This window comes from Mesorhizobium escarrei (assembly GCF_935825525.1).
Classification (GTDB): domain Bacteria; phylum Pseudomonadota; class Alphaproteobacteria; order Rhizobiales; family Rhizobiaceae; genus Mesorhizobium; species Mesorhizobium escarrei.
This window is the reverse complement of the sequence record NZ_CAKXZT010000124.1, coordinates 152,387-177,407: the sequence shown is the minus strand read 5'-3', so window position 1 is coordinate 177,407 and position 25,021 is coordinate 152,387. Positions and strand designations below refer to the sequence as shown.

Sequence of the window (25,021 nt, the reverse complement as noted above, 5' to 3'; positions counted from 1 at the left end):
ACATCGATCGCATGAAAATGGCCGGCGCGCGATGCCCGGCACCGAGCAAGACCATAATCATGGCGTTTTTGGCGCAGCCGACCAGGTGACCGCGCCGGAGACAAGCAGCACGGCGGCGGCCACGATCGATGCGAGGAAGAAATCGCCCGAGGCTTGCGCAAGCAGGCCGGCGACGATCGGACCGATGATCTGGCCGAGGCCGAAGGACGCCGTCATCAACGCCAGGATCCGGCGCGGCGCTTGCGGGGCAAGCTGCCTTCCGGTCTGCAGGCCGAGCGCGGTGATGGCGATGAAGGTGCCGCCAAGCAGAAACCCGCCGAGCAGCGGCCCAATGTGTCCGCCGACGGCGACGCTCGCGGTGACGCCGACGACCTCGACGAGGCACCCCCAGGCATAAGCCTGGTAGAGCCCGATCTTTGCCGCGATCTTCTGCCACAACCAAACTGAGGGAATCCCGGCAAGGCCGGTGACCATCCACACCACGGCCTCGAAGACGCGGCCCCCGCCGCCCTGCCGGACGATGGCGACCAGGAACGTCGCCGTCACGATATAGCCGAAGCCGAACAGCCCGTAGGCGACAATGATCTTCACCAGTGACCGGTCCTTTGGCAGCGCCGGTTCGCGGCCATCAGCGCCGTTGGCGGTCGCAGTGCGGCCCAGCAGCAGCATCACGACGGCAATGGCGCAGGCCGAGATCGCGGCGGACCAGAACCAGCCCGCCGTCCAGCCGGCATGTTCGGTGATGAGTATTGCCATGAGCGCTGAGGACGCCGCTATGCCAAGGCCGACGCCGCCGAAATGCAGCGCCTGCAGGTCGTTTCGGCCGACCGCGGCGAGATGGCCGAAAACGATGCTGGACATGAACACCAGGACGAAGGCGCTGGCCACACCGGCAAGAAAGCGGATGACGAGAAAAGCCGCCATCGTGTCGGCAAGGCCCATCAACCCGGTGAGGACTGCGGTGGCGGCAAGACCGGCAAGCATCAGCAGGCGCTCGCGACCGTGCGCCCAGCCGCCGACGGCTGCCAGCGCGCCGATGAGATAGCCGAGATAGTTGGCGGATGCGATCCAGCCGGCATCGGCCGGGGACAGGCCAAGCTCTTCCATCATGCCGGGCAGGATCGGCGTGTAGACGAAACGGCCGATGCCCATGGCGACGGCCAGGGCAATCATGCCGGCGAAGGCGAGACGCAAAGGGGACGGCGAAGCGATGTTCATTGCAGTGCACAATAGGTGCACGAGCGGGTGAAACAATCCGCTTCTTGTTGGGCCAGAACGGGTTGCAAGGACCGGTCGCAGCCGAAACGTTTGCGGGACAGCGCCCCCCCTCTGTCCTGCCCTCTTTGCCAAAACTTGGCATCTCCCCACGAGGGGCGAGATTGGCCGTCATCTCCGCTTTCGCCAATCTCCAGAAGTTGAATAATGAGAGCCGGCGCTGAAGCTGCCGATTTCCCCCCTCGTGGGGGAGATGCCCGGCAGGGCAGAGGGGGGCGCGAAGGATCGTCGACGTTCGTTCTGTACCGTCGCGGCGCTCGAATACGCCTACGGTGCAGGTCGGCTGCGGCTGAAATCCTCCGTGCAGAGGATTCGACTTTTAATTGGACCCGAAAAGGACTGAACGCATCTCGTAGGCCGTGCGCCGGGCCGTCAGCCGGAACGGCAGGTCGCCGAGTTCGCGCTCCGACATGGTGTCGAGCACAGGATGCGACAGCGGATCGGTGGCCCATCGGGTGGCCTCGCTTTCATGCGACCGGCTTTGCCGCGCGCCGGCAGCGGAAAAGACCCCGAGCAGTGATAAAATCTTCATCGTATTTTTCCTCCACAGGTCTGCTTGTTCCTTAAAATTTGCCGCTCTAGCCTGTATTTCAATTGAGATTTCGACCGTGCCGATTTAGAAAAACTGTATGGCCATACTCAACCGCGTCCACCTCAACGGCCTACGCGCCGTGGAAACCGTCGCCCGCCTGGGATCGCTTTCGGCTGCGGCGAGCGAACTCAACGTGTCCGCCAGCGCCGTCAGCCAGCAGGTCAAGCGGACGGAAGCGCAACTTGGCCAGGCGCTGTTCGAACGAACGGCAAGCGGTCTGATGCCGACCGAATTCGGCACCGTCTTCACCGCCCGGCTCGGGGCAGGTTTCCGCGAGCTCGCCCAAGCCGTGGCGCTCGCCGACGAGGCCTCCGAATGCACGCTGGTGGTCTCGGTCGCGCCGGCCTTTGCCTCGAAGTGGCTGCTGCCTCGACTGTCACGTCACTTCGCCCGGCATCCGAATGTGCTTTTGCGCATCGACGCCTCGGTGCGGATTGCCGATCTCGATCGTTCGGACATCGACATCGCCATCCGGCTTGGCGACGGCAAATGGCCGGGCGTGCGCGCGCAACTGCTACTGGCGCAGGAAGTCTTCCCGGTCTGCGCCCCGGCGATCGCCGACAAACTGAAATCGATCGAAGATCTCGCCCTGACCTGCGCGATCACCGACGAAAAAGCGATGATCAGCTGGGAAAGCTGGTTCGAGGCGGCCGGGGTGAAGCCGGTCAGCTTCCTCAAGGGCGCGCGCTTCACCGACCCCATGCTTTGCCTGGAATCGGCGATTGCTGGCCACGGCGTCATGCTCGGCTGGCAATTGCTGACGGCTGACGCTCTCGCCGACGGCCGACTGGTCGCGCCGTTCGGCGTCCGCGCTGAGAGCGGGCTGGGCTACTGGCTGGTCACCTCGGCCAGCAAGAGCGAGAGCCGCAAGCTGCGCGATTTCAAGCTCTGGATCCGCGAGGAGATCGAGGCAACGATGGCGCAGTTCGGCGCGCTCGCCGGCGCGGCCTGAGCGGGCCCGGTCGATCACGGTGGAAAGACCGACGGCACCGGTCTATGTAAGAACCAGACTCCCACATCACGACAGGCAGGATCATGACCACACATTCGCGCGGCGTTTCCGCAACGATCGACCCGGTGAAGCTCGACAGGCTGGCCGAAGTCGCCATCAAGGTCGGGCTGCAATTGCAGCCGGGGCAGGATCTGGTGCTGACATCGTCGATCGCAGCGCTGCCTTTGACGCGACGGATCGTCGAGCATGCCTACAAGGCCGGCGCCGGCCTGGTGACGCCGATCTTCAACGACGACGAGATGACGCTGGCACGCTTTCGCTACGGCGCCGATGCCAGCTTCGACCACGCCGCCGGCTGGCTCTATGAGGGCATGGCCAAGGCCTTCGCCAACAATGCGGCGCGGCTTGCCGTGCGCGGCGAGGATCCGTCGCTGCTGTCGGCGCAGAATCCGGCGAAAGTGGCGCGCGCCAACAAGGCGAACTCGATCGCCTACCAGCCGGCACTGGAAAAGATCACCGGCTTCGACATCAACTGGAACATCGTCGCCTATCCCGACCTGGCCTGGGCCAGGCAGGTATTTCCCGACGATGCCGACGATGTCGCCGTGGCAAAACTCGCCGACGCTATTTTCGCCGCTTCGCGGGTGGACGTGGACGACCCGATCGGCAACTGGACAGCGCACAATGCGGCGCTGCGCAGCCGCACCGAATGGCTGAACGGCCATAATTTCCATGCGCTGCATTTCACCGGACCCGGCACCGACCTGACCGTCGGTCTGGCCGACGGCCATGAGTGGATGGGCGGCGCCTCGACCGCCAGGAACGGCATCACCTGCAATCCGAACATCCCGACCGAGGAGGTTTTCACCACGCCGCATGCAAGGCGCGTCGAAGGCCATGTCTCGAGCACCAAGCCGCTGTCGTACCAGGGCACGCTGATCGACGGCATTGCGGTGCGTTTCCAGGAGGGTCGCATCGTCGAGGCCATGGCCAGCCGCGGCGAGGATGTGCTGAAGAAAGTGCTCGACACCGATGAAGGCTCACGCCGGCTCGGCGAGGTCGCGCTGGTGCCGCATTCCTCGCCGATCGCGGCGAGCGGCCTGCTGTTCTTAAACACGTTGTTCGACGAGAATGCCGCCTGCCATATCGCGCTCGGCCAGTGCTATTCGAAGTGCTTTGTCGACGGCGCCTCGCTCACTCAGGACGAGATCGCGGCGCGCGGCGGCAACAAGAGCTTCATCCACATCGACTGGATGATCGGTTCGGACAAGGTCGACATCGACGGCGTCGGCAAGGACGGCAGCCGCGTGCCGGTGATGCGCAAGGGCGAGTGGGCGTAGGGGCGAGTGGGCGTAAGCAGCCGCCAGAAAGCCGTCATGGCCAGCAAGGCGTCATGGCCAGCAAGACGTCATGGCGGCCAACCCCGGAGTTGGCAATGAAACTCGACATCAGGGTCAAACGCATCTACGAGCCGCCCTCGCCTGGCGATGGGCAGCGGGTGCTTATAGACCGCGTATGGCCGCGCGGCGTCCGCAAGGAAGACGCCGAACTGACGCTATGGCTGAAGACCGTCGCGCCAAGCGACGAATTGCGCAAATGGTTCGGCCACGAGCCGACGCGCTGGATGGAATTCCAGCAGCGATATCGCGGCGAGCTCGACAGGAACAGCGAGGCGGTCGGCCAGTTGCGTGCCCTGCTCGACAACGGCCGAGTGACGCTGCTCTACGGCGCCCAGGACGAGCTGCATAACAACGCAGTGGCTTTGGCTGATTATCTCAGCCTAAAGGGCTGAGGCAGGGCGCGCTGCCGGCCTTCGTCGCGAAAGCGCGTCGCATTTGACCGGCCTCACGCGACGCGCTTTAGGTTGTTGTTTATCATGTCGTTATCGCAAAACCGCTGCACACCCTAGGTTCAAGCCCGAGGGCATGCTTTTGCGCGACATGCATTAATCTCAGGCGACACGCAGCTCCGTGGCCGCATCGAAGAGGTGCACCTTGCCCGGCAGTACCGAAAGGTTAATCGCGGCGCCGGCGTTGCGGCGCTCGTCACGCGGCACCACGGCGACGGCGTCGTATCCCGCCACGCGCAAATGAATCTGGACATCCGCGCCGGTCGTTTCGGACAGCACGACCTCGCCCTTGATCTCCCCCATATCCGAAATGCCGAGATCGTGTGGCCGCACCCCCATGATGACCTTTTGGCCTGGTTTTGCCTTGATCTCAGGTGACAGGCCGATCGACACGCCTTCGGCGACAAAGCGAGGACTGCCGCCCGCGGTTTCGACAGCGCCGGCGATGAAGTTCATCGACGGCGAGCCGATGAAATCAGCGACATATTTCGAGTTCGGGCGCTCGTAGACCTCGTCGGGCGTGCCGATCTGCATGATCCTGCCGGCGTGCATCAGCACGATCTTGTCGGCCATCGTCATCGCCTCGATCTGGTCGTGGGTGACGTAGATCGTGGTCGTGCCGAGACGATTATGGAGCTGGCGGATTTCCACGCGCATATGCGTGCGCAGCTTGGCGTCGAGATTGGAGAGCGGCTCGTCGAAAAGGAAGACGGCGGCATTGCGCACCATGGCGCGGCCCATGGCGACGCGCTGGCGCTGGCCACCCGACAGTTCCTTGGGATAGCGCCCGAGGTAGGGCGTAAGATTCAGGATTTCCGCCGCCCATTCGACCTTTTTCCGGATCTCCGCCTTTGGCACTTTCGCCACTTCGAGACTGAAGCCGATATTGTCGAACACCTTCATTGTCGGATAGAGCGCGTAATTCTGGAACACCATCGCGATGTCGCGATCGCGCGGGTGAACGTCGTTGACCCGCCTGTCGCCGATCAAAAGGTCGCCGTTGGTCACGCGCTCGAGCCCGGCTGTCATGCGCAGGAGCGTGGTCTTGCCGCAGCCCGACGGTCCAAGCAGCACGACGAATTCGCGGTCGGCAATGCCGAAGGAGATGTCCTTCATCACCTCGACATGCCCGAAATTCTTGGCGATGTTCTTATATTCTACGGTGGCCATTCTCAGTCTCCAGACGCCCGGATTCGGGTCGTCAGTATTTCTGCCTGGTCGGCGTGATGACGATTTCCTGCACGAGAGCATTTTGTGGCATCTGGTAGGTGTGCAGCATGAGGTCAGCGACGTGCTCCGGGCCGATGCCGCCGCCGATCCTGAGCTTGTTGGCCTTGTAGTTGGCGAGCGTCTGCGGATCGAGGACGCCGCTCAGAACCTCGGTTTCGATCACCCCGGGCGAAAGCACGACGACGCGGACGTCATAGTCGGAAAGATAGTCGCGCAGCGATTCCGACACGGCGTGAACGAAGAATTTCGTCCCGCAGTAGACCGTATGATCCGGATAGATTTTTCGGCCAGCGATCGAACTCATCATGAACAGCGTTCCATGACGGCGCTCCATCATGCCCGACATCACGGCGTGGACCGAATTCAGCACGCCTTTGGTGTTGATGTCGATCATCTCGTCCCATTCCTCGGGCGGCTGGCGGCCTATGTCGGCAAGTCGCGCGATGCCGGCGTTGGCAAACAGCATGTCGACCGGTCCGTATTCGGCTTCCGCCTCCCTCACGGCGGCTGCGATTGCGGCGCGGTCGCGGACGTCGACCTGTCGGGCCATGCTGTCGGGCAGGTTCAGCGCCTCCATGCGCTCCAGACGACGGGCCATCATCAAAACAGGGTGGCCGGCGCGCGAAAACGCTTTGGCGACCGCCTCGCCGATACCAGAACTGGCTCCTGTCACTGCTACGAGCTGTTTTCCAGCCATGGCTTTTCCTCATGGAAGTTGTCGGTACCCCGGCGAAATTGTCGATACCCCGGGCTGGCGACCTTAGGGCCGCCAGCCCGGGGGAAGACTCAGCCCTTGGCGACGAGATCGTCGACCTGGGTTTTCAGGGCGTCGAGCGACTCCTTGGCCGAGCCCGACTGGCCGGCGAAGTATTTGCCCAGCGCAACCGGGATCGTATCGCTCGAGAGTTCTGCCCATGCCGGCAGGTCGGGCTCGGATCCCATGTAGTTGGCGATGGTGTCGCGCACGACCGGCAAGTGGCGGGTCGTGCCGGCGCCGACACGCGCATTGGCCAGCACGCGCGGATCGTCATAGACGCTGGTGCGCGTTGGCCCCGTACCGCCGCCCAGAACGGTTATCAGCGCCTGGGTATCGGCTGAGGTCGCCCACTGCATGAAAATCCAGGCGGCGTCCGGGCTCTTCGAGTATTTCGATACCGCGAGCGAAGAACCGCCCTGGTGACCAACGCCTGGAATTTCGCCGAATCCGGTCTGCTCGACGGTGCGCAGCGTCGCGGCAGGTTTCGGCGGAACCATCGCTTCCATCAGACCGGAGACCTTGGAGGCCTTGGGATCGTCGAAGAATGGGAAGAATTCGCCCCAGGACAGCATCGAGGCGGCGACGCCCTGGCCGACCGACTGGCCCTCGCCATCCCATGTCCAGCCGTCGACGCCGGGCGGCATCGTCGCCTTGAGCTTGTCCCAGTAGGCCATGGCGGCCAAGCCAGCGTCGTCATTGCCGGTGAACTTGCCGTCGGGGCCGAAAATCGAACCGCCATGGCCCCAAAGCCACGCCGTCCAATCGCATTCGAGGCTGTAATGGCCCGATTTCATCTGGCCGCTGGTGCCGTACATGTTCGGGCCCTTGGCATCGGTGATCGCCGCAGACGCCTTCAGCAAATCGTCCAACGTGGCCGGAGGCGGCAGCTTGAGCTCGTCCCAGACGTCCTTGCGGTACTGCATGATGAAGATCGGGATGTCGTAGGGCACGCCAACCATGCGGTCCTCGTACATGGCGATACCGTCGACGAGCGGCTTCAGGAAGTCGTCGATGTTGTAGTTCGGCATTGCCAGGTCGGCGTTCTTGAGCTGCTCGCGCGGATCGAAGACGTCCTGGCTGAAGCTCGCCGCCCAGCTCTGGTCGATATAGTAGAGGTCGTAAGTGCCGAGGCTCGAGGCCACGTCGAGCGTCAGCTTCTGCAGCACCTGCTCGAGCGGCAGCACTTCGATCTCGACCTTGATGCCGGTAGCCTCCTCGAAATATTGCTTGAGCTGCGTGGCGATGGCATTGGACGGCGGCGTCGATTCGGTGGCGAGACGAAGCGTTGTTCCGGCAAAGGGCTTGCCGACATCCGAGAGCCATTTGGTGATTTCGGCGCTGGGCTTCAATTCCTGTTCCTGAGCCGAAGCCTGGCTGATGCCGTAGAACGGACGTCGTCCAAAACCCATGCCGAGCGCGCCGGCGCCGAGGCCGAGAATGCTTGCTGCGCGAAGAAACGAGCGGCGGTCCATCTGTCCGCGAACGAAGCGGTCGGTGACAGAAGCAAGATGCGCCTTTCTGATGCTGTCTTTCATTGTCTACTCCTCCGGTTTAATTCGCGATTTTCACAAGGCTGCGAATTTGAGCCTCCCATCTATTGTTTCAACGATCCCATCGTGAGACCGCGCACGAGGTGCTTCTGAACCAACAGAATGAAGATGAAAGCGGGAATGATCGATGCGGCGCCAAGCGCGGCCATGTTGCCCCAGGCGGTGCCGATCGAGGTGACGAAGGTCGACGAGACGACAGGCACGGTCTTGAGCGACGTGGTGGTCAGGGTCAGCGCAAAGAGGAATTCGGTCCAGCTGAAGATGAAGCAGAGCACCGCCGTGGCGGCGATGCCGCCCTTGGCCATCGGCAGCACGATCCTGCGAAAAATCATGAAGCGGCTGGCGCCATCGACGATGGCGCTCTCGTCGATCTCGGAGGGAATGTCGTCGAAGAAGCTCTTCATCAGAAGGACGGCGAGCGGCAGGTTCATCAGCGCGTGGATCAGCACCATGCCGGTATAGGTGTCGATGAGACCGAAATTCTTGTAGATGAAGAACATCGGAACCGCGACCGCGACGGGCGGCATCATGCGCGTCGACAACACCCAGCCGACGAAACTGTGCCGGCCGCGGAAGTTCATGCGCGACAGGGCATAGGCGGCAAGCGTGGCGATGGCGACAGCGAGCACGGTCGACAGCGTCGCGATCACGATCGAATCCCAGACGCGGGGCGCCATGTAGAAATTGCCGCCGCCCGGCGTCACGGTGATGCCGCCGCTGCCCAGCGAAATCCCGAACACCTTCTGGAAATTGTCGAAAGTTGGCGTGAAGGCGAACAGTTTCGGCGGCCGGTTGAAGATGTCATTGCCGTGTTTGAACGCCACCGACGTCCAGTAGTAGATCGGAAAGAAGAAGATTGCGACCACAACCCAGGCGGCGATGGTGCGAAGCATGCGGGCCGAGACGGAGCCGTTCATTCTACCACCTCACCTTGGCGATACGGATGAAGAGGTTGGCAATGACGAGGATGATCACCAGGGTGACGAGGCTGAGCGTGGCTCCATAGCCCCATTTCACGAAGCTGAACGTCTGCTGCCATGCATAGAGGGACAGCGAGTAGGTCGACGCTCCCGGCCCGCCGGACGTCATCACGAACACGTAGTCGAAGACGCGGAACAGATCGATGCCGCGGACCAGCACGGCGATGGCGATCACCTTCGACATCATCGGCAGGGTGATGCGCCGGAAAATCTGGAACGACGAGGCGCCGTCGATCATCGCGGCCTCGTAAGGCTCCGGCGGCAGCGCCCTGAGACCGGCAAGGAAGATGAGGACCATGAACGGCGTCCACTGCCAGATTTCCGCGACGAGAACGCCGGCAAGCGCGGTCGACGCGGTGGCGAGGATGGGGTTGTTCGAATTGAGCAGTCCGATCGACTGCAGGAGATAGCTGATCACGCCGAACTGCGGATCCTCCATCAGCAGATACATCATGCCGACAATGGCCGGCGGGATGACGAGCGTCATCGTCAGCACGCCGCGCAGGAACCCGAAACCGAAGCCGTCGCTGTCCAGGAGCAGCGCGATCGCCATGCCGAGCACCAGCTCGAAGACCAGGGCGATGGCGAAATAGGTGAAGGTGATGACGAGCGACTGCCAGAACCGCGTGTCGTTCCACAGCTGCACCCAGTTTTCCGTTCCGACGAATTCGAGCGCCCGCCGGCGCGGGACGAACTCATGGAAGCTCAGCCAGATGTTGTAGATGAGGGGATAGACGGTGAAGACAAGCAGGATCGCCACCAGCGGCAGCAGCCAGGGCAGCGGGTGATCCGAAATGACCAAACGTCTGGCTTGGGCAACCCGCACGCGTTCCTCCCGAACCGCTTCGTTTTGCGATGCACAAATGTTCATATCTTGTGCATTTGTTCAAATGCTATATCGTCGCCCTGTCCGTGGCAAGCACTTGTTGGCCGGCTACAGCGGCATTCGGATGGGTGCGCCACAAGCATTGGAGGACCCTCATGACGTCGATCGGTCTGCTGGCACGGGTTGCCCATCAGTATTTCGTGCTGGGCGAAACGCAGCAGGCCATCGCCGAGCGGCTGCAGATCAACCGCACCAAGATCCACAGGCTGCTGGCCGAGGCGAAAGAGCGCGGCATCGTCTCGATCCGCATCAACGCCGGGACGTCCCAGGCGCTCGAAATGGAAGAACAGCTCAGGCGGAAGTACCGGCTCGACATATGCAGCGTCACACCCAACGATACCGGGTCGGAGCTTGGGCTCTCCGAAGTGATCGGCATCTATGCCGCGCAGACCGTCGAGACGCTGCTCAGGGACGACATGACGGTCGCCATGGCGTGGGGCCGAACCATGCGATGGCTCGCCTCCAACATCGAGCCGGTGGCGCTCAGGAACGTTACCGTCGTGCCGCTTCTCGGCTCGCTGTCGCGCCGGTCGTCGATCGACAAATACGACGCCGCCGCCGTCTTTGCCCAGCGCACCCAGGCCGAATCCTACTATCTCCCCGGTCCCATCATCTGCGACAGCCGCGAAAGCCGTGAGACGATCCTGCAGCAGCCGAGCGCGCGCGAGGTTATCCAGAAGGCGCTGAACGCCGACCTTGCGCTGATGAGCGTCGGCGGCACAACCAGCTCGACGCTGCGGAGCGTGGGCTACATGACGGACGAGGAATTCGACGACGTCCTGAGACTGAGGCCGATCGGGAATTTTCTCGGCTATTTCTTCGACCGCAACGCCGAGCTCATCGACCATCCCGTCAACGAGCGCATTGTCGGGGTCTATCCTCGCGACACGCTGAACATCCCCCAACGCATCCTTGTTTCCGGCGGAAAGAACAAGGTCGGCATGATGGCCAAGCTCCTGGAAAAAGGCTTTTTCACCGGCCTGATCACCGACCAGGAGACGGGCGGCTCGCTGTGACCGGCCGCGACTGCGGCGGCAACCGAAGGTGCTGCGCGATGTTGCCTGGTGCATCGCGCCCGCTTCCATCAGTAAGCAGACTGGCATCGAATCTTCCCTAAGCCGTCCCTGGTTCGGTTCCATCGCCTGCAGAACATCCTTTGCGTCTTTTGTAGTCGGCACATTTCGCGCCGGCCGATCAGACCACCGCCGACCTCCGGTTTGCCAAGATCATCTCGGCAATCTCGACGAAGCCGCGGCCACCCCGCGACCTGGCGACGAAAGCGGGTTCGGCGTCGATCTGTCCCTGGAAGTCGATCACATTCGCGACCCCGAACGAGTTCGGAAAGAACCCGAACATCGGGGCGTCGTTCGGGCTGTCTCCGACGAACGCGTAGGCCTGCCTTTCGGCATCGAGATCGGTTCCCAGCCTCTCGCTTGCGAAGCGGCGCGTCATCGCCAGCTTGTCGTACCGGCCAAACCAGCCGTTCACATGGATCGACGAAATCTTGGCGACAGCGCCTGCCTCCTCGAAAATCTGCTTGATGCGCCTGGCATCGGACATCTTCAGCGGCGGAACATCTTCGCAAAAGTCGATGGCCAGGTCGGCTTCGCGATATTGCTGGTCGGCGGATACCGCCGAACCCGGCACTTCCTCGACAATGCGCTTTTCCAGTTCGGTGAGCCTGCGCCTGTTTTCCCGGCGTTCGTCAGCGCTTGCCGCGAAAACCCGGATCATCTTTCGCGTTGCCTGATCATAAGCGAAATAAAAAGCGCCATTTTCACCGACCACGCCGGTGACCGGCCAGAACCGGGCAATCATGTCGCACCAGCCTGCCGGTCTCCCGGTAATGGGAGCAACGACAAGGCCCGCCTCGTGCAGGCGTTCGAGCGCACGGTAGGCGTCGGCCGGAAGACGACCCTCGGTGGTTAAGGTGTCGTCGATATCGCAGAAGACGCCGCGAATGCGCGATGCAGTTTCAGGCCCGAATTCGGCGAGGTCGCGCATCCGGTCAGGCTTCCCCGCGCGCAAAATCCTCCAGCATTCCTGCATCGGCAGCAATGTCGAGGAACGAGAAGCGATTGCGCATCTCCCGGCAATGAACGACGGCTTCGCGATAGAAATCGGCCGGCGTGCCCAATTCGGCCGCTGAAATCGGCCCGCCGGTGGATTTCAGCAGGCGCTGCATCTCGTCGACAGGCACCATGAATTGCTTGAGTTCCTGCCTGAGTGTCGGCCAGAGCTCCTGCAGCCGCTCGTTGAATGCGGCGGCGGCAGTCTCGTCGAAGGCCTTCTTCCTCAGTTCGTCGAGACATTGTGCGGCGACGGCCGGACCCATGCGGCGGACCATGTCGTCAGGATCGATCTTCGTCGCCTTCACCACCGGCGGCTTGTCGCTTGCAAGCATGGCTTGCTGCAATCGCGCCATGGTGAGCGAAGCGACGCCGACCTGGGTGCCGTGCAGCGTGCCGGGGTGACGCTCACCGGCGAAGCAGTCGATGTAGTGCGATATCTGATGTTCGCCCATGGAGCCGTGATTGGAGACGCCGGTGAAGGAAATGCCGAGGCCGCAGAGCGTCAGCACGCGATAGAGATAGCCATTGGCCTCGATGTCGTGTTCGGCAAGCTTTGCCGCACGCTGGTTGAGCGCCGCCTCATCCTTTTCCTGGATCAGAAACGGAACCTGATGATAGGCGGTGCCAAGCAGACGGTGCGACATCCACCAGTCGATCTGGGCGACCGAGCGGCAAAGGCAGTCACCGAACCCCGCCGCCGACAGATAGGTCGGGGCGGCAGCGGAGACGCCAAGATCGACGAAAAAGCCTGAAGGGGCGTGGGAAGGGAGCGATACCTTCAGGCCGCTTTCAAGTGTGATGGACGCAGTCGTCGATGTGTAGCCGTTCATCGAACCGGCCGTCCCGAACACGCAATAGCGCCGTCCGTTCCTTCCGGTGACGAACTTGCAGAGATCGTTGATCGTGCCGGAGCCGACCGCGACCACGGCGTCCGCTTCGGCGAGTTTGACGGCGAGGCTTTCGACGTTGGCCATGTCGGCATGCGGGTGATCCAGGATCACCACATCGACAGGGCCGAGCGTCTTCAGTTCGCGCGCAACGCGTTCGCCAAGCGCCTCATAGGTGGCGGCATCCGCAACAACTGTGAACCGCTCACCCAGATCGAGCTCCGCAACGAGATCGGCCGCCCGCCCGTCGAGGCTTTCTTCGATGACAATCCGGTCATACGGCACCACGGCCTTTTTACCGGTCTCCGGGTTGGGCCAGTGCCCGTCCAAAATGTCGTCGATCAATGCCGTCCAGGATCCGGCTGCCGGATTCGTCATGACATCCTCATGCTGGCGACCCTGTAATCGAGGCGCAGGAGCGTTGGCGTTGTAAAACAATAGTCACCTGTCACTGTCTTTTGTCAAGCATTTGCCCGCGACGCTTGACTTCGCTCTGCAAACCTGCGGAAAAAGGGACATGAATGCCAATGCCGACATCGAAATGGTCCGACCATCCGGGCTCTCGGCACTGCCGCCCGAATTCGACAGCGCGGTGGCGTGGGCTGCCTGGCTCTACTATGTCGACCAGCTCAACCAGAGCGACGTGGCCAAGGTAATGAACGTCTCTAGGGCGAGCGTGGTGCACTATCTGCAGGAGGCGCGCGAAAGCGGACTTGTCGCGGTGCAGGTCGACCACGACGCTTTTGCCCGCACCTTAACCTCGCGGCGTCTGATGGAAAAATACGGACTTGGCGGCGCGGCGGTTATCCCCGACCTCGATCCCAACGATGCCGACCGCCGCATCGGCGAAGCGGCAGGACGGCTGCTCGCATCCATGGTCGATCCGGGTGACACGATCGGCGTTGCCTGGGGAAAAACGGTGCTCGCTGCCGCCCGCTCGATCCCACGACTGCGGCATGATCGGAACCTCACCGTCGTCCAGCTCTCGGGAAGCTCGATCGGGACCAGCGATTTCTCGCCGGAATTCTGCACCTCGCTAATGGCCAATCGGCTCGGCGCCCGCTGCATCAACCTGCTTGCCCCGGCGATCGTCTCCACCGACGAACTGCACGACGAACTCATGCAGGAGCCGATGCTCGTCAACCAGTTCCGTATGATCCGTGCCGCCGGCAAGGTCATCTTCGGGATCGGCGATATAGGGCCGGAGAGCACCTATGCCCGAGCCGGGATATCGGATGCCGCGGTACTTGCCGGCATGATCGAGCAAGGAGCGCTCGGGGTCATCATCGGGCGGTTCATCGACGCTCAAGGCGCCCCTTTCGCAACTCCGCTCGACGGACGCACCGTCGGCATCACGCTCGACGAACTGAAAGCGGTGCCAGTCCGCATCTGCGCCGCCGGCGGCGCCCGCAAGATGGGGGCGATCAGGGCTGGGCTCGGCGGCGGATATGCGACACATTTTGTCACCGACATGGCCACCGCGAACATTCTCTTGGAATAACCGGCACTTGGACTAACCAGCACTCGGTGGAACTCATCGTCTCGGGAGGACAATCATGGGCAGCAGCGACGGACCCCTTGTCGTCGGCCTCGACAGTTCCACGCAATCCTGCAAGGCGATTGCCTGGAGCCGGGAAGGACGAGCCGTGGCGGAAGGCCGCGCGCCGCTCGATCTGATGAAGCCGAGGCCGGACTATGTCGAGCAGGAGGTCACCGACTGGTGGCGGGCCGCAACTGTGGCGCTGCGACAGCTTGTCGGCGCGGTCGATGCGAAGCGCATCGCCGGTATCGCGATCTCCAACCAGCGCGAGACCGTTGCGCTCATCGACGGTGCCGGCGAGCCGATCGGACCCGCGAGCCTTTGGCTCGACGAACGCGCCGCCGGGCTGGTCGACCGTTTCGCGGCGGAAATCGGCCGTGAGCGGCTGCACGCGATCACCGGCAAGCCGATCGACGTGACGCCGGTCGTCTACCGACTGAAATGGCTGCGCGAGAACGAACCGGAACGGTTGGATCATGCGAATAAAATCCTCGACGTGCACGGCTATCTGACGCTGAAATTGACGGGAACGCCGAGTGCGAGTTGGACGAGCGCCGATCCGTTCGGTTTCTTCGACATCTCGCGCAAGGCATGGTCGCAGCCGCTCCTCGATCATCTCGGCATCAAGCCGTCGCAACTTCCCAATGCGGTGCGGTCCGGCACGCGGGTCGGCAGCGTTCATGCCGCAGCCGCCGCCGCAACGGGCATCGCCGAAGGAACGCCGGTGATTGCCGCCGGCGGCGATGGGCAATGCGCCGGGCTCGGCGTCAATGCCATGCGCGACGGCGTCGTCTATCTCAATCTTGGAACTGCGATCATCGCGGGAATCTGGTCGCGGGAACCGGTGGTCGGCGCCTTCTGGCGTACCATGACCTCGCCAACAGGCGATGGCTATTTCCTCGAGGCAGTGCAGCGGGCGGGTGTCTATTTCGTCAACTGGTTCGTCGACACGTTTGCCGGCGGTCGCTCCGATCCGGCGATCTTCGACCGCCTGGAAAGGGAAGCGGCGGCCGTCCCGATCGGCTCGGACGGACTTCTCGCCGGCACCACCCTGGTCGGTTGCATGGACCCGCATTGGGATCCGAGCGCACGCGCGAGCTTCATCGGCATGCACCCCTCGCACAGGCTCGGTCATTTTTATCGTGCGGGGCTCGAGGCGATGACGCTGCAAACCGCCCGGGCTCTCGAAGAGATGCGTAGCCATGGTCTTTCGCCGGCGCAAATGGTGGCGATCGGCGGCGGTGCCAACAGCAAACTTTGGACAAAGATGATCGCGGACGCCACCGGGATCGCGATCCATAAGGGTCACAATGCTGAAGCCTCCTCGCTCGGCGCAGCGATCAGCGCTGCGGTCGGCGTCGGATGGTTCGAGAGTTTTGCTGAGGCTGCGGACGCGATGACGAGCATCGCCGAGACAATCGAACCGGACCCCAGCTGCCGCGAAGCGTGGGACGCGCTGTCGGCCAGGCAGGCCAAGGTTTTTCCCGCGACCCAATTCGCCTGGCGGAATTGAGATCGGCGCAGGATTGACGTGCAATCGATATTGCCTCGCCGTCCCGCTAGGCCTGGCCTATTTCAACCCACCCACCACCTGCTGATAGACATCAGGCTTAAAGCCGACGAGGATACGATCGCCAAGATCGAGGACCGGCCGCTTGATCATCGTCGGCTTGGCCAGCATCAACGCCTTGGCCTTGTTCTCGTCGAGGCTCAGCCTGTCCGTGTCCGACAGTTCTCGAAACGTCGTGCTCCCCTTGTTGAGCAGGATTTCCCAGCCGACCTTGCCGGCCCAGCCATCGAGCCTAACTGCCTCCAGCCCCTCGACCCTGTAATCGTGGAAACGATAGGCGACATCGTGGCTCTCCAGCCAGACACGCGCCTTCTTGATCGTGTCGCAATTGGTGATGCCGTACATGGTGATCGTCAAAACGGATCCTCGGACCGGTCGATCTGACGGCACTCTAAAACCGCGCCCCTCACTTTTCCAGCGGCCTTGCGGCATCTGTGATTTCGGGCTTGCCAACACTAAGGAATTTTCCTAAGTAATGTCCTAGCCGACTTTGGCCGTGCTGAGTGGCGGAAGCAAGGAAATGATCATGACGAGTCTACAGACCGAAAGCCCCCCACCGATCGACGGCATTTTCCGAGCGCTGGCCGACCCGACTCGGCGGCGCGTTGTCGAGCGGCTGAACAGAAGCCCCGCCTCGGTCAGCGAGCTCGCGCAGCCATTCGACATGGCCCTGCCCTCGTTCGTCGAGCATCTCAGGGTGCTGGAAGGCTGCGGGCTTGTTCATTCCGAAAAAGCCGGCCGTGTCAGGACTTACCAACTCGCACCTGAGCCGCTGAAGCTTGCGGAAAACTGGCTGGCCGAGCAGCGCGCCCTGTGGGAACGCCGCCTTGACCAATTCGATGCCTACGTCATGACACTCAAGGAGAAAGACAAATGAGTTCGACCCCGCTGTTCAAACCCGACCCGAAACTCGACCTCGTCCTCGAACGCATCATCGAAGCGCCGCGTGAGCTTTTGTGGACAGCCTGGACGATGCCCGAGCATGTTCGGCAATGGTTCACACCGAAGCCGTGGATCGTCACCGATTGCGAGATCGATCTCAGGCCCGGCGGCCTGTTCAGGACCCGCATGCAGTCGCCCGACGGCAGGGAGGTCAACGACCGCCACTGCTGCTACCTCGACATCGTCCCAAACGAGCGGCTGGTGTGGACCGATGCATTGCTGCCCGGCTATCGGCCGTCAGGGGACCCATTCATCACAGCGGTCATATCGTTGCAGCCGGAAGGCAAGGCGACACGCTACACCGCGACCGCCATCCACCGCGACGAAGCCACACGCAAGAACCACGAGGAGATGGGCTTTTTCGACGGCTGGGGCACCGTAGCGGACCAGCTGGCGGACTATGTGAAGAGGATTTAGGTGCTCACATGGCAGCCAGGGCGTCGTCCTAGCCGCCATGGAAGCCGCTGGTGTTTCCGGCCTCAATAATAGAAGCGCTCTTCGGTAATTTTGCCGTTCTTGACCGTGTATAGGCCAACCTCATCCATGGTGACACGCTCGCCCGTAGCTTTGGGCGTAATGTCAAACTTGAAGCGCACTGCGAACTGGTCGCCGTTGACATATGGGCCCTCGACCGAGCCGCCATGAACTTCGTGGTTCTCTTGCCACCATTGGCCCTTCTGCCTCACGGCTTCCTTGCCACGGCAGATGGCCATCGGCCCTTCCATTGCTTCGTAGCTGACGATGTCATCGGCATTGTACTTCTCAGCAGCACCTTCGTTCTGACCCTGCTTGAGCAGCTCTGTGAAATCCTTGGCAATTTCCGCATTGGTCATGTGTTCCTCCTGTTCAGACCCCTTCCAAGTAGGGAACTGCTGGCTGACCTGCCATCGTCCGGCCCGCCGATAGCTGACAAGCCATGTCAGGATGGATATCGCGCGGAGTATGTGAAGACGAATTGAGGTTCTTACCTCGCGGCCAGAGCATCGTCCTGGCCACTCAATTGCCAGCTGGCCGGGCATTCATATTCACCTGGTGGCTGCGGACCAATGCAAAGCTCCGCACCGTCCAGGAGATCGGCTCAACGATTCGTTCCCGAACCTTTGGCACGCGCAGTCTGTCGTGAAGCAACGTCACATGCGGCTCTACCGAGCCGTCACGAAGGGCTTCAGCGGGCTGTCGTCGACCACAGCGGAGAGGTTGCGCAAAAGGCTTGCAACGCTGGCGAATGGTCGCCACTGCGAAGCACCAGCGCCCAGCCGCCAAAAGCCGATACGCGATCGAGGCAAACATCGAACGGCCTGGCCTGTATCAGCGAACCGATATGAAAGGCGATGTCGACCAGAGCGTTGGGTTTGCCATCACCAAGGGCGGCGCAGTCCGCCATGGGTGAGCGTGGTCCTGTCCAGCGCCGCAATCGCCGGCGCATCATCGGCTCCGGCCGCCAGCCGTTCAACAATCGACGCCGCTTCAGACAACGCGAACCTCTAGGTCGCCGACGCCATCGATATGACCGCGAAGAACATCACCGCGAACAACCGCCCCGACGCCCGCCGGTGTGCCGGAAAGAATGATGTCTCCCGGCATCAGCGTGAAAAGACCTGAGAGATAGCTGATCATTTCCGGAACTTTCCAAATCATCTGGTTGAGGTCGCCGGTCTGTTTTCGCTGGCCATTGACGTCCAGCCAAATCGCTCCCTGGGTTGGATGGCCGATCGAGCTTGCCGGAACCAGTGGCGTGCATGGCGCCGATGCCTCGAAGGCCTTGCCGACCTCCCATGGACGGCCCATGTCCTTCGCCTTGCCCTGCAGGTCGCGCCGCGTCATGTCGAGACCTACGCCATAACCGAACACGCAGTCCAGAGCCTTTTCGACCGGGATGTCGGTACCGCCGCTTTTCAGCGCCACGACCATTTCGATCTCGTGATGGACATCGTTGGAGGCCGGAGGATACGGAAATTCCCCTGTCGTATCGAGGTTGTCGGGGTTCTTCTGGAAGAAGAACGGCGGCTCCCTGTCGGGATCGTGTCCCATCTCGACGGCATGCGCGGCATAGTTCCGCCCGACGCAATAGACCCGGTGCACCGGAAAAAGCTTGTCGGTTCCCGCCACCGGGATGCTCGGGATTGCGGCCGGTTCGATGGCGTAGCTTGAAGTCGTCCCGTGCATGTTCACTGTCTTGCTCCTGCGTAATATTCGACTTTGGCTTCGGCCCGTTCGATCAGTTCGGCGATCAGCAGGGCGAAGGCAAAAAGGATGATGGTCAAGGCCCAGAATTCGGCCATGCGGAAATTTCGCGAGAAGGTTTCGAACAGCGCGCCGTAGCCGACTATGGCGACGAGCAACTGGCCGATGACGACGCCCTTGACGCCGCGGATGAGGCCGAGGCGAATGCCGGCAAGGATTTCCGGAAGTGCCGCCCAAAGGATGATCTTGCTATAGAGCGCCGGGCGCGAGGCGCCATAGGAACGCGCCATCTCGATCAGCGACGGCGAGATATGGCGGACCCCGGCGCGGGTGTCGAGAACGATGATCCAGATCGCAAACAGGAACACCGCCGCAACGATCGTCTTCTCGCCGAAGCCGAACAGGATCATCAGCACCGGGACGATTGCCGAGAGCGGTGCGCTCGAAAAGATGTTGACCCACATGCCGAGCAGGTCGTCGGCGATCTTGACGCGCCCCATCAGGATGCCCAATGGCACGCCGATAACGATCGACAGGGCCATGCCCGTGGCGAAGGCACGAAGGGTCGTGACCGTCGCGCTCTGCCAGGACGGCGTCTGCACGAGACTGACCGCTGCAACCAGCACGTCGCTAAACGGCGGCAGCAGAAAGACAAGGTCCAGCCGGCCGACGACTTCCCATACGACGCACCAGACCAGTAGGGACGCCATCATTGGCACACGGTAGCCAAACAAGGTCACGGCCGGTCACTCCACATACTGCTTCAGCCCCTGCCAGATCTCCTCGACAGTATCGAGATAGTGCCTGTCGCGATGGATGCGCTCCGGGTCGCCGGAGCGATCGATTTCCGGTTCGATGATCTGCGAAACCCGGCCTGGTCTCGGCGACAGCAACACGATGCGGTCGGAGATGTAGACCGCTTCCTCGATCGAGTGCGTCACGAAGATGAAGGTCTTGTTCTGGTTGGTGCGCAGTCGGATCAGGTCTTCCTGGAACTTCCGCCGGTTCTGCTCGTCGACCGCCGAAAACGGTTCATCGAGCAGCAGGACGTCGGCATCGACCGACAATGCCCGCGCCAGGCCGACACGCTGGCGCATGCCGCCCGAGAGCTGATGCGGATATTTGTCCTCGAAGCCGGCGAGCCCCACCTCGGCGATGTAGCGGCGGGCAATCTCCTCGCGCTCGGCCTTGTTGGTGCCGCGCAATTCAAGTCCGAAGGCCACGTTGCGCATCACGGTCGCCCACGGCATCAGCGCAAAATCCTGGAATACGAAAGCGCGTTCGGGGCCGGGTGCGGTGACGTGCTTGCCGTTGATTGCGACAGTGCCGCCATCGGCCCGTATCAGCCCCGCTATGATCTTCAGCAGTGTCGTCTTTCCGCAACCGCTGGGTCCGAGAAGGCTGGTCAGCTTGCCCCTGGGAAAGTCGAGGTCGATGCCGCGCAGCGCCTCGACATTGCCGTAGGTCTTGGAGATTCCTCTCACTTCCACGATTGAATCGATCGGTGCGGGAACCGGCGACGGTCCATTTCGCAATGCGGTCGCGCCCATCTTAAGCACCTCTGCTCTCGGGCCTGAAAACACGGACTTCCACCCACTGCAGAAAGACGAGCGTCAGGGTGGAAAGCGCAATGATCGAGGCAATTGTTGCGTACATCTCGGCGTAGTCTGCGCGCGAGCGGTGGAAGGTGATGAGGTCGCCGATGCCGGTCGGGGTAATCAGCAGTTCGGCGAGCACCACGCCGACGAACCCGGCAGCGACGCCGAGGCGCAAACCGGCAAAAATCACCGGGCTGGCATCCGGAAGAATGATCTTGGCGACGGTCTGCCAACGTGTGCCGAGGAACGATCGGCACATGACCAGCAGCGACTCGTTGACGTTGCGCACGGCCTTGTAGGTGTTGAGCACGATGACCGGCAGCGCCAGGATCATGACGGCGAGCGTCTTGGCAGTCATGCCTATCCCGTAGACGAAGGTGACCATCGGAATGAAGGCGGCGACCGGTGCTGCCTGAAGCACGATGAAAACGGGGATCACCAGCCATTCGCCGGTGCGCCACAGACCACAGATCGTGCCGAGGCCGACACCCAGGAACGCCGACAGGACAACGCCAAGCACCAGCGGCTGCAGCGTCGAAAGGTAGGCGGTTGCCAGGCTGCCGTCGGCGAGCAGTCCGACAAACGCGACGATCGTGTCGGAAAAAGTCGGAAAGGCGAAGCTGACGGGAATGCGACCGGCCACCTCCCAGATTCCCGCAAACAGGGCGATCGACACAAGCCTGAGCAGGATCGGCTGGTCCCACGGTGCGCCCGTTGCGCTTCGAGTCGATGGGGAAGCGAGGCCGCCAGCCTCGCCGTCGGTTCTGATGCTTACGGCCATCCGGCAGGCCGCCTATTTCTTGCCGAGCTTGGCGACGGCGCGGTCGATTGCGGAGACATCCCAGAAGTCCTCGACCCTGAGGCTCGCTGGATCGCCTTCGATCTGGCCGGCAAGGCTGAAGAAGGCAAAGTCGTCTTTGGCCGCATCGGCTCCGCCGCCATTCAGGGCAAGGCTGCCGGCTTCCGCGGTTTCCTTGTAGTATTCGGTGATTTCGCTGTCGGCTTCAGCGCCGAGATCCGGCAGCAGTTTATATTTGTTGCGGAGCTCGACCGCCACCGCCGGGTTCGCGGTGATCTCGCGCGCGGTCTTCATCAATTCCTCGACCAGGATGTCGACGTCGGCGGCGCTGTTCTTCAGATAATCCGCGGTCGCGAAAAGCGCTTCGTCCGAGGCGCCGAGATCCTCGACCGGCAGAACGATGAACTTGCCGGGGGCTTCGGCCTCAAGCGCGCGCCTGTTGGCGGCATCGACGATCGACGCCTTGATGGTCCCCTGCAGCAGCGCATTTCGGCGAACCTCGGAACCCGGAACATAGCTGATGTTGCCGAGCTTGATGCCGTGGTTTTTCGCCATCAGCAGCATGACCGCCTCGGTGCCGGAGCCGCGCGCTTGCACGGCGACTTCCTGCCCGTCGAGATCCTTCCATTCCTTGTAGAATTCGCTGTTGACGACGGGAAAGAAGCGCAGCGTCGATATCTGCGCAAAAATCCGGATCGGCACGCCCACCTTCTGGATCAAAGTATAGGGCGCGCCGATGCCGACATCGGCCTGGCCGCCGACAATGGCCTGGGCAGCCAGGTCCTCGTCATTGAGAACGATGAGTTCGACATTCACGCCGCGCTCCTTGGCGCGCTCTATCGCGGCGAGCGTCTGGATGGATTCGATGCCGGGAAGGTCGCCGAATGCGATGCGCATGTCGCCCGCATTTGCGGCCGACAAGGGCGCTGCACATGCCAGAACCGCGGCGAAAGCGGTGGCAAGGATGGTACGTCTGGACACGCCGGCCATTGTCATTCCTCCCGTTTTTTGTAACCATTGTCTTAATTGGTTAAGGCTATGGGACGGATTGGTCAAGGAGAAACTGTACCGTGTCGAACGGGTGTGCCCAGAAACTCGGCAGTTGACGGTTTCCGCTAATCGTTTTAACACCGACCAAGGGAAATCATACGCGGATTGGTTAAATTGATGGACGATCCCGGCAATGGCGGCCACGCCGCCCTGGTTCAGCTTCAGGCCTATCTTGCCCAGATGGATCATGCCGGTGAGACGCGGCTGCCTGCCGAGCGGGAACTGTCGGAGAGCCTCGGCGTGTCGCGCGGCGATCTGCGCAAGGCGTTGGCGGTGCTCGAGAAGGACGGCCGCATCTGGCGTCACGTCGGCAGGGGCACCTTCGTCGGCAGTGGACCGGTCGAGGAGACGATCGGCATTTCGGAAATCGCCGGGCGCACCAATCCGGCCGACGTGATGCGCGCGCGCCTCATCCTTGAGCCCGAGATTGCGCGCGAAGCGGCGCTGCACGCAACGCTTTCCGATATTGCCGCGATGCGGCAATCACTGGTGCAGACGCGGGAAGCCGTCACATGGCGGCAATATGAGAATGTCGACAATCTGCTCCACCGGCAGATTGCGCAGGCGAGCCGCAACAATGTGCTGCTCGGCCTGTTCGACGTGCTGAACGCCGTGCGCCGCACCGTGGTCTGGGGACGTCTTCGGTCAGAAGGCGCCCGCCCTCCGGCAGACCATCACAGCTTCGCCGACCATGAACGGATCGTCGAGGCGATCGCCGAGCGTGACCTCGGCGGCGCGGCGGCAGCGATGCGCCTGCATCTCCAACAGGTCGAGCGGCGCCTGATCCCTGTCCGCGAAGCCGCCGAATAGCTCGGATTGACCCGCTACAGCGCCGCGCGTCCTTCTTGGACGCGCGGCGCTTTTCGGGTTAAGCCCTACGCGCCGTAGCCGATGATGCCCTTGATCTCGAGGAAATCGTGGATCGCCCAGTCGGCGTATTCGCGGCCGTTGCCCGATTGCTTGTAACCGCCGAACGGCGCGAACGTGTCCCATTCCGGATAGTTGATCGAGATCTGTCCGGCGCGCAGGCGGCCGGCGATCTTTCGCGCGTGGTCGATATCCCCTGATTGCACGTAGGCGGCGAGGCCATAGACGGTGTCGTTGGCGATCTTCACCGCGTCATCGTCGTCATCATAGGAGATGACCGAAAGCACCGGCCCAAAAATCTCCTCCTTCTCGATGGTCATGCCCGGAGTGACGTGGCCGAAGACGGTCGGCCGCACGTAATAACCGCGATTAAGATGCTCCGGCCGGCCAGGACCGCCGGTGACCAGCGTTGCACCCTCGGCGATGCCGGCCTCGATCAGCCGCTGGATCTTGTCGAACTGGATATTGCTGACCACCGGCCCGAGCTTGGTGTCTTCCGAGCGCGGATCGCCGACCTTGTGCGCCTCGGCCGCCTTCTTGGCGATCACCAGCGCCTCATCATGGCGGGCGGCCGGCACCAGCATGCGCGTCGGCGCATCGCAGGACTGGCCGCTATTGCCGAAACAGGCGTTGACGCCCTTGCGCACGGCCTTCTCGAAGTCGGCATCGGGAAGCACGATGTTGGCCGATTTGCCGCCGAGTTCCTGCGCCACGCGCTTGACCGTCTCGGCCGCCGTCCTGGCGACGATGATGCCGGCCCGGGTCGAGCCGGTGAAGGAAACCATGTCGACGTCCGGGTGGCCGGCCATGACCTGTCCGACATCCGGACCGGTGCCGTTGACCATGTTGTAGACCCCCTTCGGCGTGCCGGCCGCTTCCATCACTTCCGAAAAGACGATGCCGCTGATCGGCGCGATCTCGGAAGGCTTCAGCACGACGGTGCAGCCGGCGGCGATCGCCGGCGCCACCTTGCAGACAATCTGGTTGAGCGGCCAGTTCCACGGCGTGATCAACGCGCAGACGCCGATCGGCTCCTTGACCACCATGGTGGTGCCGCGCTTCTCGCTGAATTCGTAATCCTCCAGCGCCCGAATAGTGGCTTCCATATGCGCCCTGCCTGCCCAGGCCTGCGCCTCGCGCGCCCAGGTGATCGGCGCGCCCATCTCCTGGCTGACAGCCTGGGCGATATCCTCGTAGCGCTCGTTGTAGACTTCGAGGATGCGCTGCAGCAGCTGCAGGCGCTCGGCCTTGCTGGTTTGCGAAAAGGCCGGGAAGGCTGCCTTCGCCGCTGCCACGGCGCGATCCACATCGGCCTTCGAGCCGGCGGAGATTTTCGTATACGCCTCTTCGGTCGACGGATCGATCACATCCAGCGTCGCCGGCAGCACGGGCGCGACCCAGTTGCCGTCGATGAAGAAGTTCAGGTGATTGCTCATGGCTG

The 25,021-nt window shown here is 62.4% G+C and carries 27 protein-coding genes; 9 read left to right on the top strand and 18 right to left on the bottom strand.

The window, feature by feature from the left end; translation table 11 throughout:
• Window positions 1-57: 57 nt before the first annotated feature.
• Both NMG80_RS15180 and NMG80_RS15175 read right to left on the bottom strand, forming a co-directional pair.
• Entirely contained in the window at window positions 58-1,218 is a 1,161-nt protein-coding gene (locus NMG80_RS15180; RefSeq protein WP_254018844.1) for a YbfB/YjiJ family MFS transporter, read from the bottom strand.
• Window positions 1,219-1,594: 376 nt separating this feature from the next.
• Window positions 1,595-1,807 (bottom strand): hypothetical protein, encoded by a 213-nt coding sequence (locus NMG80_RS15175; protein WP_254018843.1) that lies wholly within the window; start codon window positions 1,805-1,807, stop codon window positions 1,595-1,597.
• Window positions 1,808-1,904: 97 nt separating this feature from the next.
• On the opposite strand from NMG80_RS15175, the gene NMG80_RS15170 reads away from it, so the two are divergent.
• The 3 genes from NMG80_RS15170 (at window position 1,905) to NMG80_RS15160 (ending at window position 4,611) form a co-directional block, all read left to right on the top strand.
• On the top strand, window positions 1,905-2,819 hold the full coding sequence (locus NMG80_RS15170; protein WP_254018842.1) for a LysR substrate-binding domain-containing protein: 915 nt from the start codon (window positions 1,905-1,907) through the stop codon (window positions 2,817-2,819).
• 83 nt (window positions 2,820-2,902) lie between these two features.
• Window positions 2,903-4,159, top strand: a complete 1,257-nt coding sequence (locus tag NMG80_RS15165) for an aminopeptidase (RefSeq protein ID WP_254018841.1) — start codon at window positions 2,903-2,905, stop codon at window positions 4,157-4,159.
• A gap of 95 nt (window positions 4,160-4,254) precedes the next feature.
• Entirely contained in the window at window positions 4,255-4,611 is a 357-nt protein-coding gene (locus NMG80_RS15160; protein ID WP_254018840.1) for a DUF488 domain-containing protein, read from the top strand.
• Between the two features lie 159 nt (window positions 4,612-4,770).
• Here NMG80_RS15160 and NMG80_RS15155 read toward each other — a convergent pair whose 3' ends face one another.
• From NMG80_RS15155 to NMG80_RS15135, 5 genes are all read right to left on the bottom strand, one after another.
• Window positions 4,771-5,838 (bottom strand): ABC transporter ATP-binding protein, encoded by a 1,068-nt coding sequence (locus tag NMG80_RS15155; protein ID WP_254018839.1) that lies wholly within the window; start codon window positions 5,836-5,838, stop codon window positions 4,771-4,773.
• A gap of 31 nt (window positions 5,839-5,869) precedes the next feature.
• Window positions 5,870-6,595 (bottom strand): SDR family oxidoreductase, encoded by a 726-nt coding sequence (locus tag NMG80_RS15150; RefSeq protein WP_254018838.1) that lies wholly within the window; start codon window positions 6,593-6,595, stop codon window positions 5,870-5,872.
• An 89-nt stretch (window positions 6,596-6,684) separates the two neighbouring features.
• Window positions 6,685-8,190: an ABC transporter substrate-binding protein gene (locus NMG80_RS15145; protein WP_254018837.1), complete on the bottom strand. Its 1,506-nt coding sequence runs from the start codon at window positions 8,188-8,190 to the stop codon at window positions 6,685-6,687.
• 59 nt (window positions 8,191-8,249) lie between these two features.
• On the bottom strand, window positions 8,250-9,122 hold the full coding sequence (locus NMG80_RS15140; RefSeq protein ID WP_254018836.1) for a carbohydrate ABC transporter permease: 873 nt from the start codon (window positions 9,120-9,122) through the stop codon (window positions 8,250-8,252).
• Between the two features lies 1 nt (window position 9,123).
• Entirely contained in the window at window positions 9,124-10,011 is an 888-nt protein-coding gene (locus NMG80_RS15135) for a carbohydrate ABC transporter permease (protein ID WP_254018835.1), read from the bottom strand.
• A 155-nt stretch (window positions 10,012-10,166) separates the two neighbouring features.
• On the opposite strand from NMG80_RS15135, the gene NMG80_RS15130 reads away from it, so the two are divergent.
• Window positions 10,167-11,087, top strand: coding sequence for a sugar-binding transcriptional regulator (locus NMG80_RS15130; protein WP_254018834.1), 921 nt, complete (start codon window positions 10,167-10,169; stop codon window positions 11,085-11,087).
• Between the two features lie 178 nt (window positions 11,088-11,265).
• Here the strand turns inward: NMG80_RS15130 and NMG80_RS15125 are convergent, their stop codons facing one another.
• Together NMG80_RS15125 and NMG80_RS15120 are read right to left on the bottom strand one after the other, a co-directional pair.
• The gene (locus NMG80_RS15125) at window positions 11,266-12,075 is read right to left on the bottom strand and encodes an HAD-IIB family hydrolase (protein ID WP_254018833.1); all 810 of its coding nucleotides are present in this window, start codon (window positions 12,073-12,075) and stop codon (window positions 11,266-11,268) included.
• 4 nt (window positions 12,076-12,079) lie between these two features.
• Window positions 12,080-13,408, bottom strand: coding sequence for a sn-glycerol-1-phosphate dehydrogenase (locus tag NMG80_RS15120; RefSeq protein ID WP_254018832.1), 1,329 nt, complete (start codon window positions 13,406-13,408; stop codon window positions 12,080-12,082).
• A 139-nt stretch (window positions 13,409-13,547) separates the two neighbouring features.
• Between NMG80_RS15120 and NMG80_RS15115 the strand changes: the two genes are divergently transcribed.
• Together NMG80_RS15115 and NMG80_RS15110 are read left to right on the top strand one after the other, a co-directional pair.
• Window positions 13,548-14,531: a sugar-binding transcriptional regulator gene (locus NMG80_RS15115; RefSeq protein ID WP_254018831.1), complete on the top strand. Its 984-nt coding sequence runs from the start codon at window positions 13,548-13,550 to the stop codon at window positions 14,529-14,531.
• A 55-nt stretch (window positions 14,532-14,586) separates the two neighbouring features.
• Window positions 14,587-16,083, top strand: a complete 1,497-nt coding sequence (locus NMG80_RS15110) for a xylulokinase (protein ID WP_254018830.1) — start codon at window positions 14,587-14,589, stop codon at window positions 16,081-16,083.
• Between the two features lie 57 nt (window positions 16,084-16,140).
• Here NMG80_RS15110 and NMG80_RS15105 read toward each other — a convergent pair whose 3' ends face one another.
• Window positions 16,141-16,497, bottom strand: coding sequence for an ArsC family reductase (locus NMG80_RS15105; protein WP_254018829.1), 357 nt, complete (start codon window positions 16,495-16,497; stop codon window positions 16,141-16,143).
• 169 nt (window positions 16,498-16,666) lie between these two features.
• Between NMG80_RS15105 and NMG80_RS15100 the strand changes: the two genes are divergently transcribed.
• Complete coding sequence (locus NMG80_RS15100; protein ID WP_254018828.1) at window positions 16,667-17,017, top strand: ArsR/SmtB family transcription factor; 351 nt, start codon at window positions 16,667-16,669, stop codon at window positions 17,015-17,017.
• A complete protein-coding gene (locus NMG80_RS15095; protein WP_254018827.1) occupies window positions 17,014-17,499 on the top strand; it encodes an SRPBCC family protein in 486 nt (161 codons plus the stop codon). Before NMG80_RS15100 ends, NMG80_RS15095 begins: the two co-directional genes overlap by 4 nt.
• 62 nt (window positions 17,500-17,561) lie before the next feature.
• Here NMG80_RS15095 and NMG80_RS15090 read toward each other — a convergent pair whose 3' ends face one another.
• The 7 genes from NMG80_RS15090 to NMG80_RS15060 form a co-directional block, all read right to left on the bottom strand.
• Entirely contained in the window at window positions 17,562-17,915 is a 354-nt protein-coding gene (locus NMG80_RS15090; RefSeq protein ID WP_254018826.1) for a nuclear transport factor 2 family protein, read from the bottom strand.
• A gap of 332 nt (window positions 17,916-18,247) precedes the next feature.
• Window positions 18,248-18,466, bottom strand: coding sequence for a hypothetical protein (locus NMG80_RS15085; protein ID WP_254018825.1), 219 nt, complete (start codon window positions 18,464-18,466; stop codon window positions 18,248-18,250).
• A gap of 83 nt (window positions 18,467-18,549) precedes the next feature.
• Complete coding sequence (locus tag NMG80_RS15080) at window positions 18,550-19,248, bottom strand: fumarylacetoacetate hydrolase family protein (protein WP_254018928.1); 699 nt, start codon at window positions 19,246-19,248, stop codon at window positions 18,550-18,552.
• A gap of 2 nt (window positions 19,249-19,250) precedes the next feature.
• Window positions 19,251-20,006 (bottom strand): ABC transporter permease, encoded by a 756-nt coding sequence (locus tag NMG80_RS15075; protein ID WP_254018824.1) that lies wholly within the window; start codon window positions 20,004-20,006, stop codon window positions 19,251-19,253.
• A gap of 6 nt (window positions 20,007-20,012) precedes the next feature.
• Complete coding sequence (locus NMG80_RS15070) at window positions 20,013-20,816, bottom strand: ABC transporter ATP-binding protein (RefSeq protein WP_254018823.1); 804 nt, start codon at window positions 20,814-20,816, stop codon at window positions 20,013-20,015.
• Between the two features lies 1 nt (window position 20,817).
• Window positions 20,818-21,645 carry an ABC transporter permease gene (locus tag NMG80_RS15065; protein WP_254018822.1) on the bottom strand — a complete coding sequence of 276 codons (828 nt, stop codon included), beginning with the start codon at window positions 21,643-21,645 and terminating at the stop codon, window positions 20,818-20,820.
• A 12-nt stretch (window positions 21,646-21,657) separates the two neighbouring features.
• Window positions 21,658-22,653, bottom strand: a complete 996-nt coding sequence (locus tag NMG80_RS15060) for an ABC transporter substrate-binding protein (RefSeq protein ID WP_254018821.1) — start codon at window positions 22,651-22,653, stop codon at window positions 21,658-21,660.
• A gap of 177 nt (window positions 22,654-22,830) precedes the next feature.
• On the opposite strand from NMG80_RS15060, the gene NMG80_RS15055 reads away from it, so the two are divergent.
• Window positions 22,831-23,523: a FadR/GntR family transcriptional regulator gene (locus NMG80_RS15055; protein WP_023799437.1), complete on the top strand. Its 693-nt coding sequence runs from the start codon at window positions 22,831-22,833 to the stop codon at window positions 23,521-23,523.
• A gap of 65 nt (window positions 23,524-23,588) precedes the next feature.
• On the opposite strand, the gene NMG80_RS15050 is transcribed toward NMG80_RS15055, so the two are convergent.
• Complete coding sequence (locus NMG80_RS15050) at window positions 23,589-25,016, bottom strand: aldehyde dehydrogenase family protein (RefSeq protein ID WP_254018820.1); 1,428 nt, start codon at window positions 25,014-25,016, stop codon at window positions 23,589-23,591.
• Window positions 25,017-25,021 lie beyond the last annotated feature (5 nt).

Bases quoted from the DNA above. Each gene is read 5' to 3' on its own strand.
- NMG80_RS15120 (WP_254018832.1), bottom strand. From the start codon at position 13,408: ATGACGAATCCGGCAGCCGGATCCTGGACGGCATTGATCGACGACATT.
- NMG80_RS15100 (WP_254018828.1), top strand. From the start codon at position 16,667: ATGACGAGTCTACAGACCGAAAGCCCCCCACCGATCGACGGCATTTTC.
- NMG80_RS15090 (WP_254018826.1), bottom strand. From the start codon at position 17,915: ATGACCAATGCGGAAATTGCCAAGGATTTCACAGAGCTGCTCAAGCAG.
- NMG80_RS15160 (WP_254018840.1), top strand. From the start codon at position 4,255: ATGAAACTCGACATCAGGGTCAAACGCATCTACGAGCCGCCCTCGCCT.
- NMG80_RS15080 (WP_254018928.1), bottom strand. From the start codon at position 19,248: ATGCACGGGACGACTTCAAGCTACGCCATCGAACCGGCCGCAATCCCG.
- NMG80_RS15125 (WP_254018833.1), bottom strand. From the start codon at position 12,075: ATGCGCGACCTCGCCGAATTCGGGCCTGAAACTGCATCGCGCATTCGC.
- NMG80_RS15095 (WP_254018827.1), top strand. From the start codon at position 17,014: ATGAGTTCGACCCCGCTGTTCAAACCCGACCCGAAACTCGACCTCGTC.
- NMG80_RS15115 (WP_254018831.1), top strand. From the start codon at position 13,548: ATGAATGCCAATGCCGACATCGAAATGGTCCGACCATCCGGGCTCTCG.
- NMG80_RS15150 (WP_254018838.1), bottom strand. From the start codon at position 6,595: ATGGCTGGAAAACAGCTCGTAGCAGTGACAGGAGCCAGTTCTGGTATC.
- NMG80_RS15070 (WP_254018823.1), bottom strand. From the start codon at position 20,816: ATGGGCGCGACCGCATTGCGAAATGGACCGTCGCCGGTTCCCGCACCG.
- NMG80_RS15050 (WP_254018820.1), bottom strand. From the start codon at position 25,016: ATGAGCAATCACCTGAACTTCTTCATCGACGGCAACTGGGTCGCGCCC.
- NMG80_RS15060 (WP_254018821.1), bottom strand. From the start codon at position 22,653: ATGGCCGGCGTGTCCAGACGTACCATCCTTGCCACCGCTTTCGCCGCG.
- NMG80_RS15155 (WP_254018839.1), bottom strand. From the start codon at position 5,838: ATGGCCACCGTAGAATATAAGAACATCGCCAAGAATTTCGGGCATGTC.
- NMG80_RS15175 (WP_254018843.1), bottom strand. From the start codon at position 1,807: ATGAAGATTTTATCACTGCTCGGGGTCTTTTCCGCTGCCGGCGCGCGG.
- NMG80_RS15065 (WP_254018822.1), bottom strand. From the start codon at position 21,645: ATGGCCGTAAGCATCAGAACCGACGGCGAGGCTGGCGGCCTCGCTTCC.
- NMG80_RS15085 (WP_254018825.1), bottom strand. From the start codon at position 18,466: ATGGCGGACTGCGCCGCCCTTGGTGATGGCAAACCCAACGCTCTGGTC.
- NMG80_RS15145 (WP_254018837.1), bottom strand. From the start codon at position 8,190: ATGAAAGACAGCATCAGAAAGGCGCATCTTGCTTCTGTCACCGACCGC.
- NMG80_RS15165 (WP_254018841.1), top strand. From the start codon at position 2,903: ATGACCACACATTCGCGCGGCGTTTCCGCAACGATCGACCCGGTGAAG.
- NMG80_RS15130 (WP_254018834.1), top strand. From the start codon at position 10,167: ATGACGTCGATCGGTCTGCTGGCACGGGTTGCCCATCAGTATTTCGTG.
- NMG80_RS15170 (WP_254018842.1), top strand. From the start codon at position 1,905: ATGGCCATACTCAACCGCGTCCACCTCAACGGCCTACGCGCCGTGGAA.
- NMG80_RS15110 (WP_254018830.1), top strand. From the start codon at position 14,587: ATGGGCAGCAGCGACGGACCCCTTGTCGTCGGCCTCGACAGTTCCACG.
- NMG80_RS15140 (WP_254018836.1), bottom strand. From the start codon at position 9,122: ATGAACGGCTCCGTCTCGGCCCGCATGCTTCGCACCATCGCCGCCTGG.
- NMG80_RS15180 (WP_254018844.1), bottom strand. From the start codon at position 1,218: ATGAACATCGCTTCGCCGTCCCCTTTGCGTCTCGCCTTCGCCGGCATG.
- NMG80_RS15055 (WP_023799437.1), top strand. From the start codon at position 22,831: ATGGACGATCCCGGCAATGGCGGCCACGCCGCCCTGGTTCAGCTTCAG.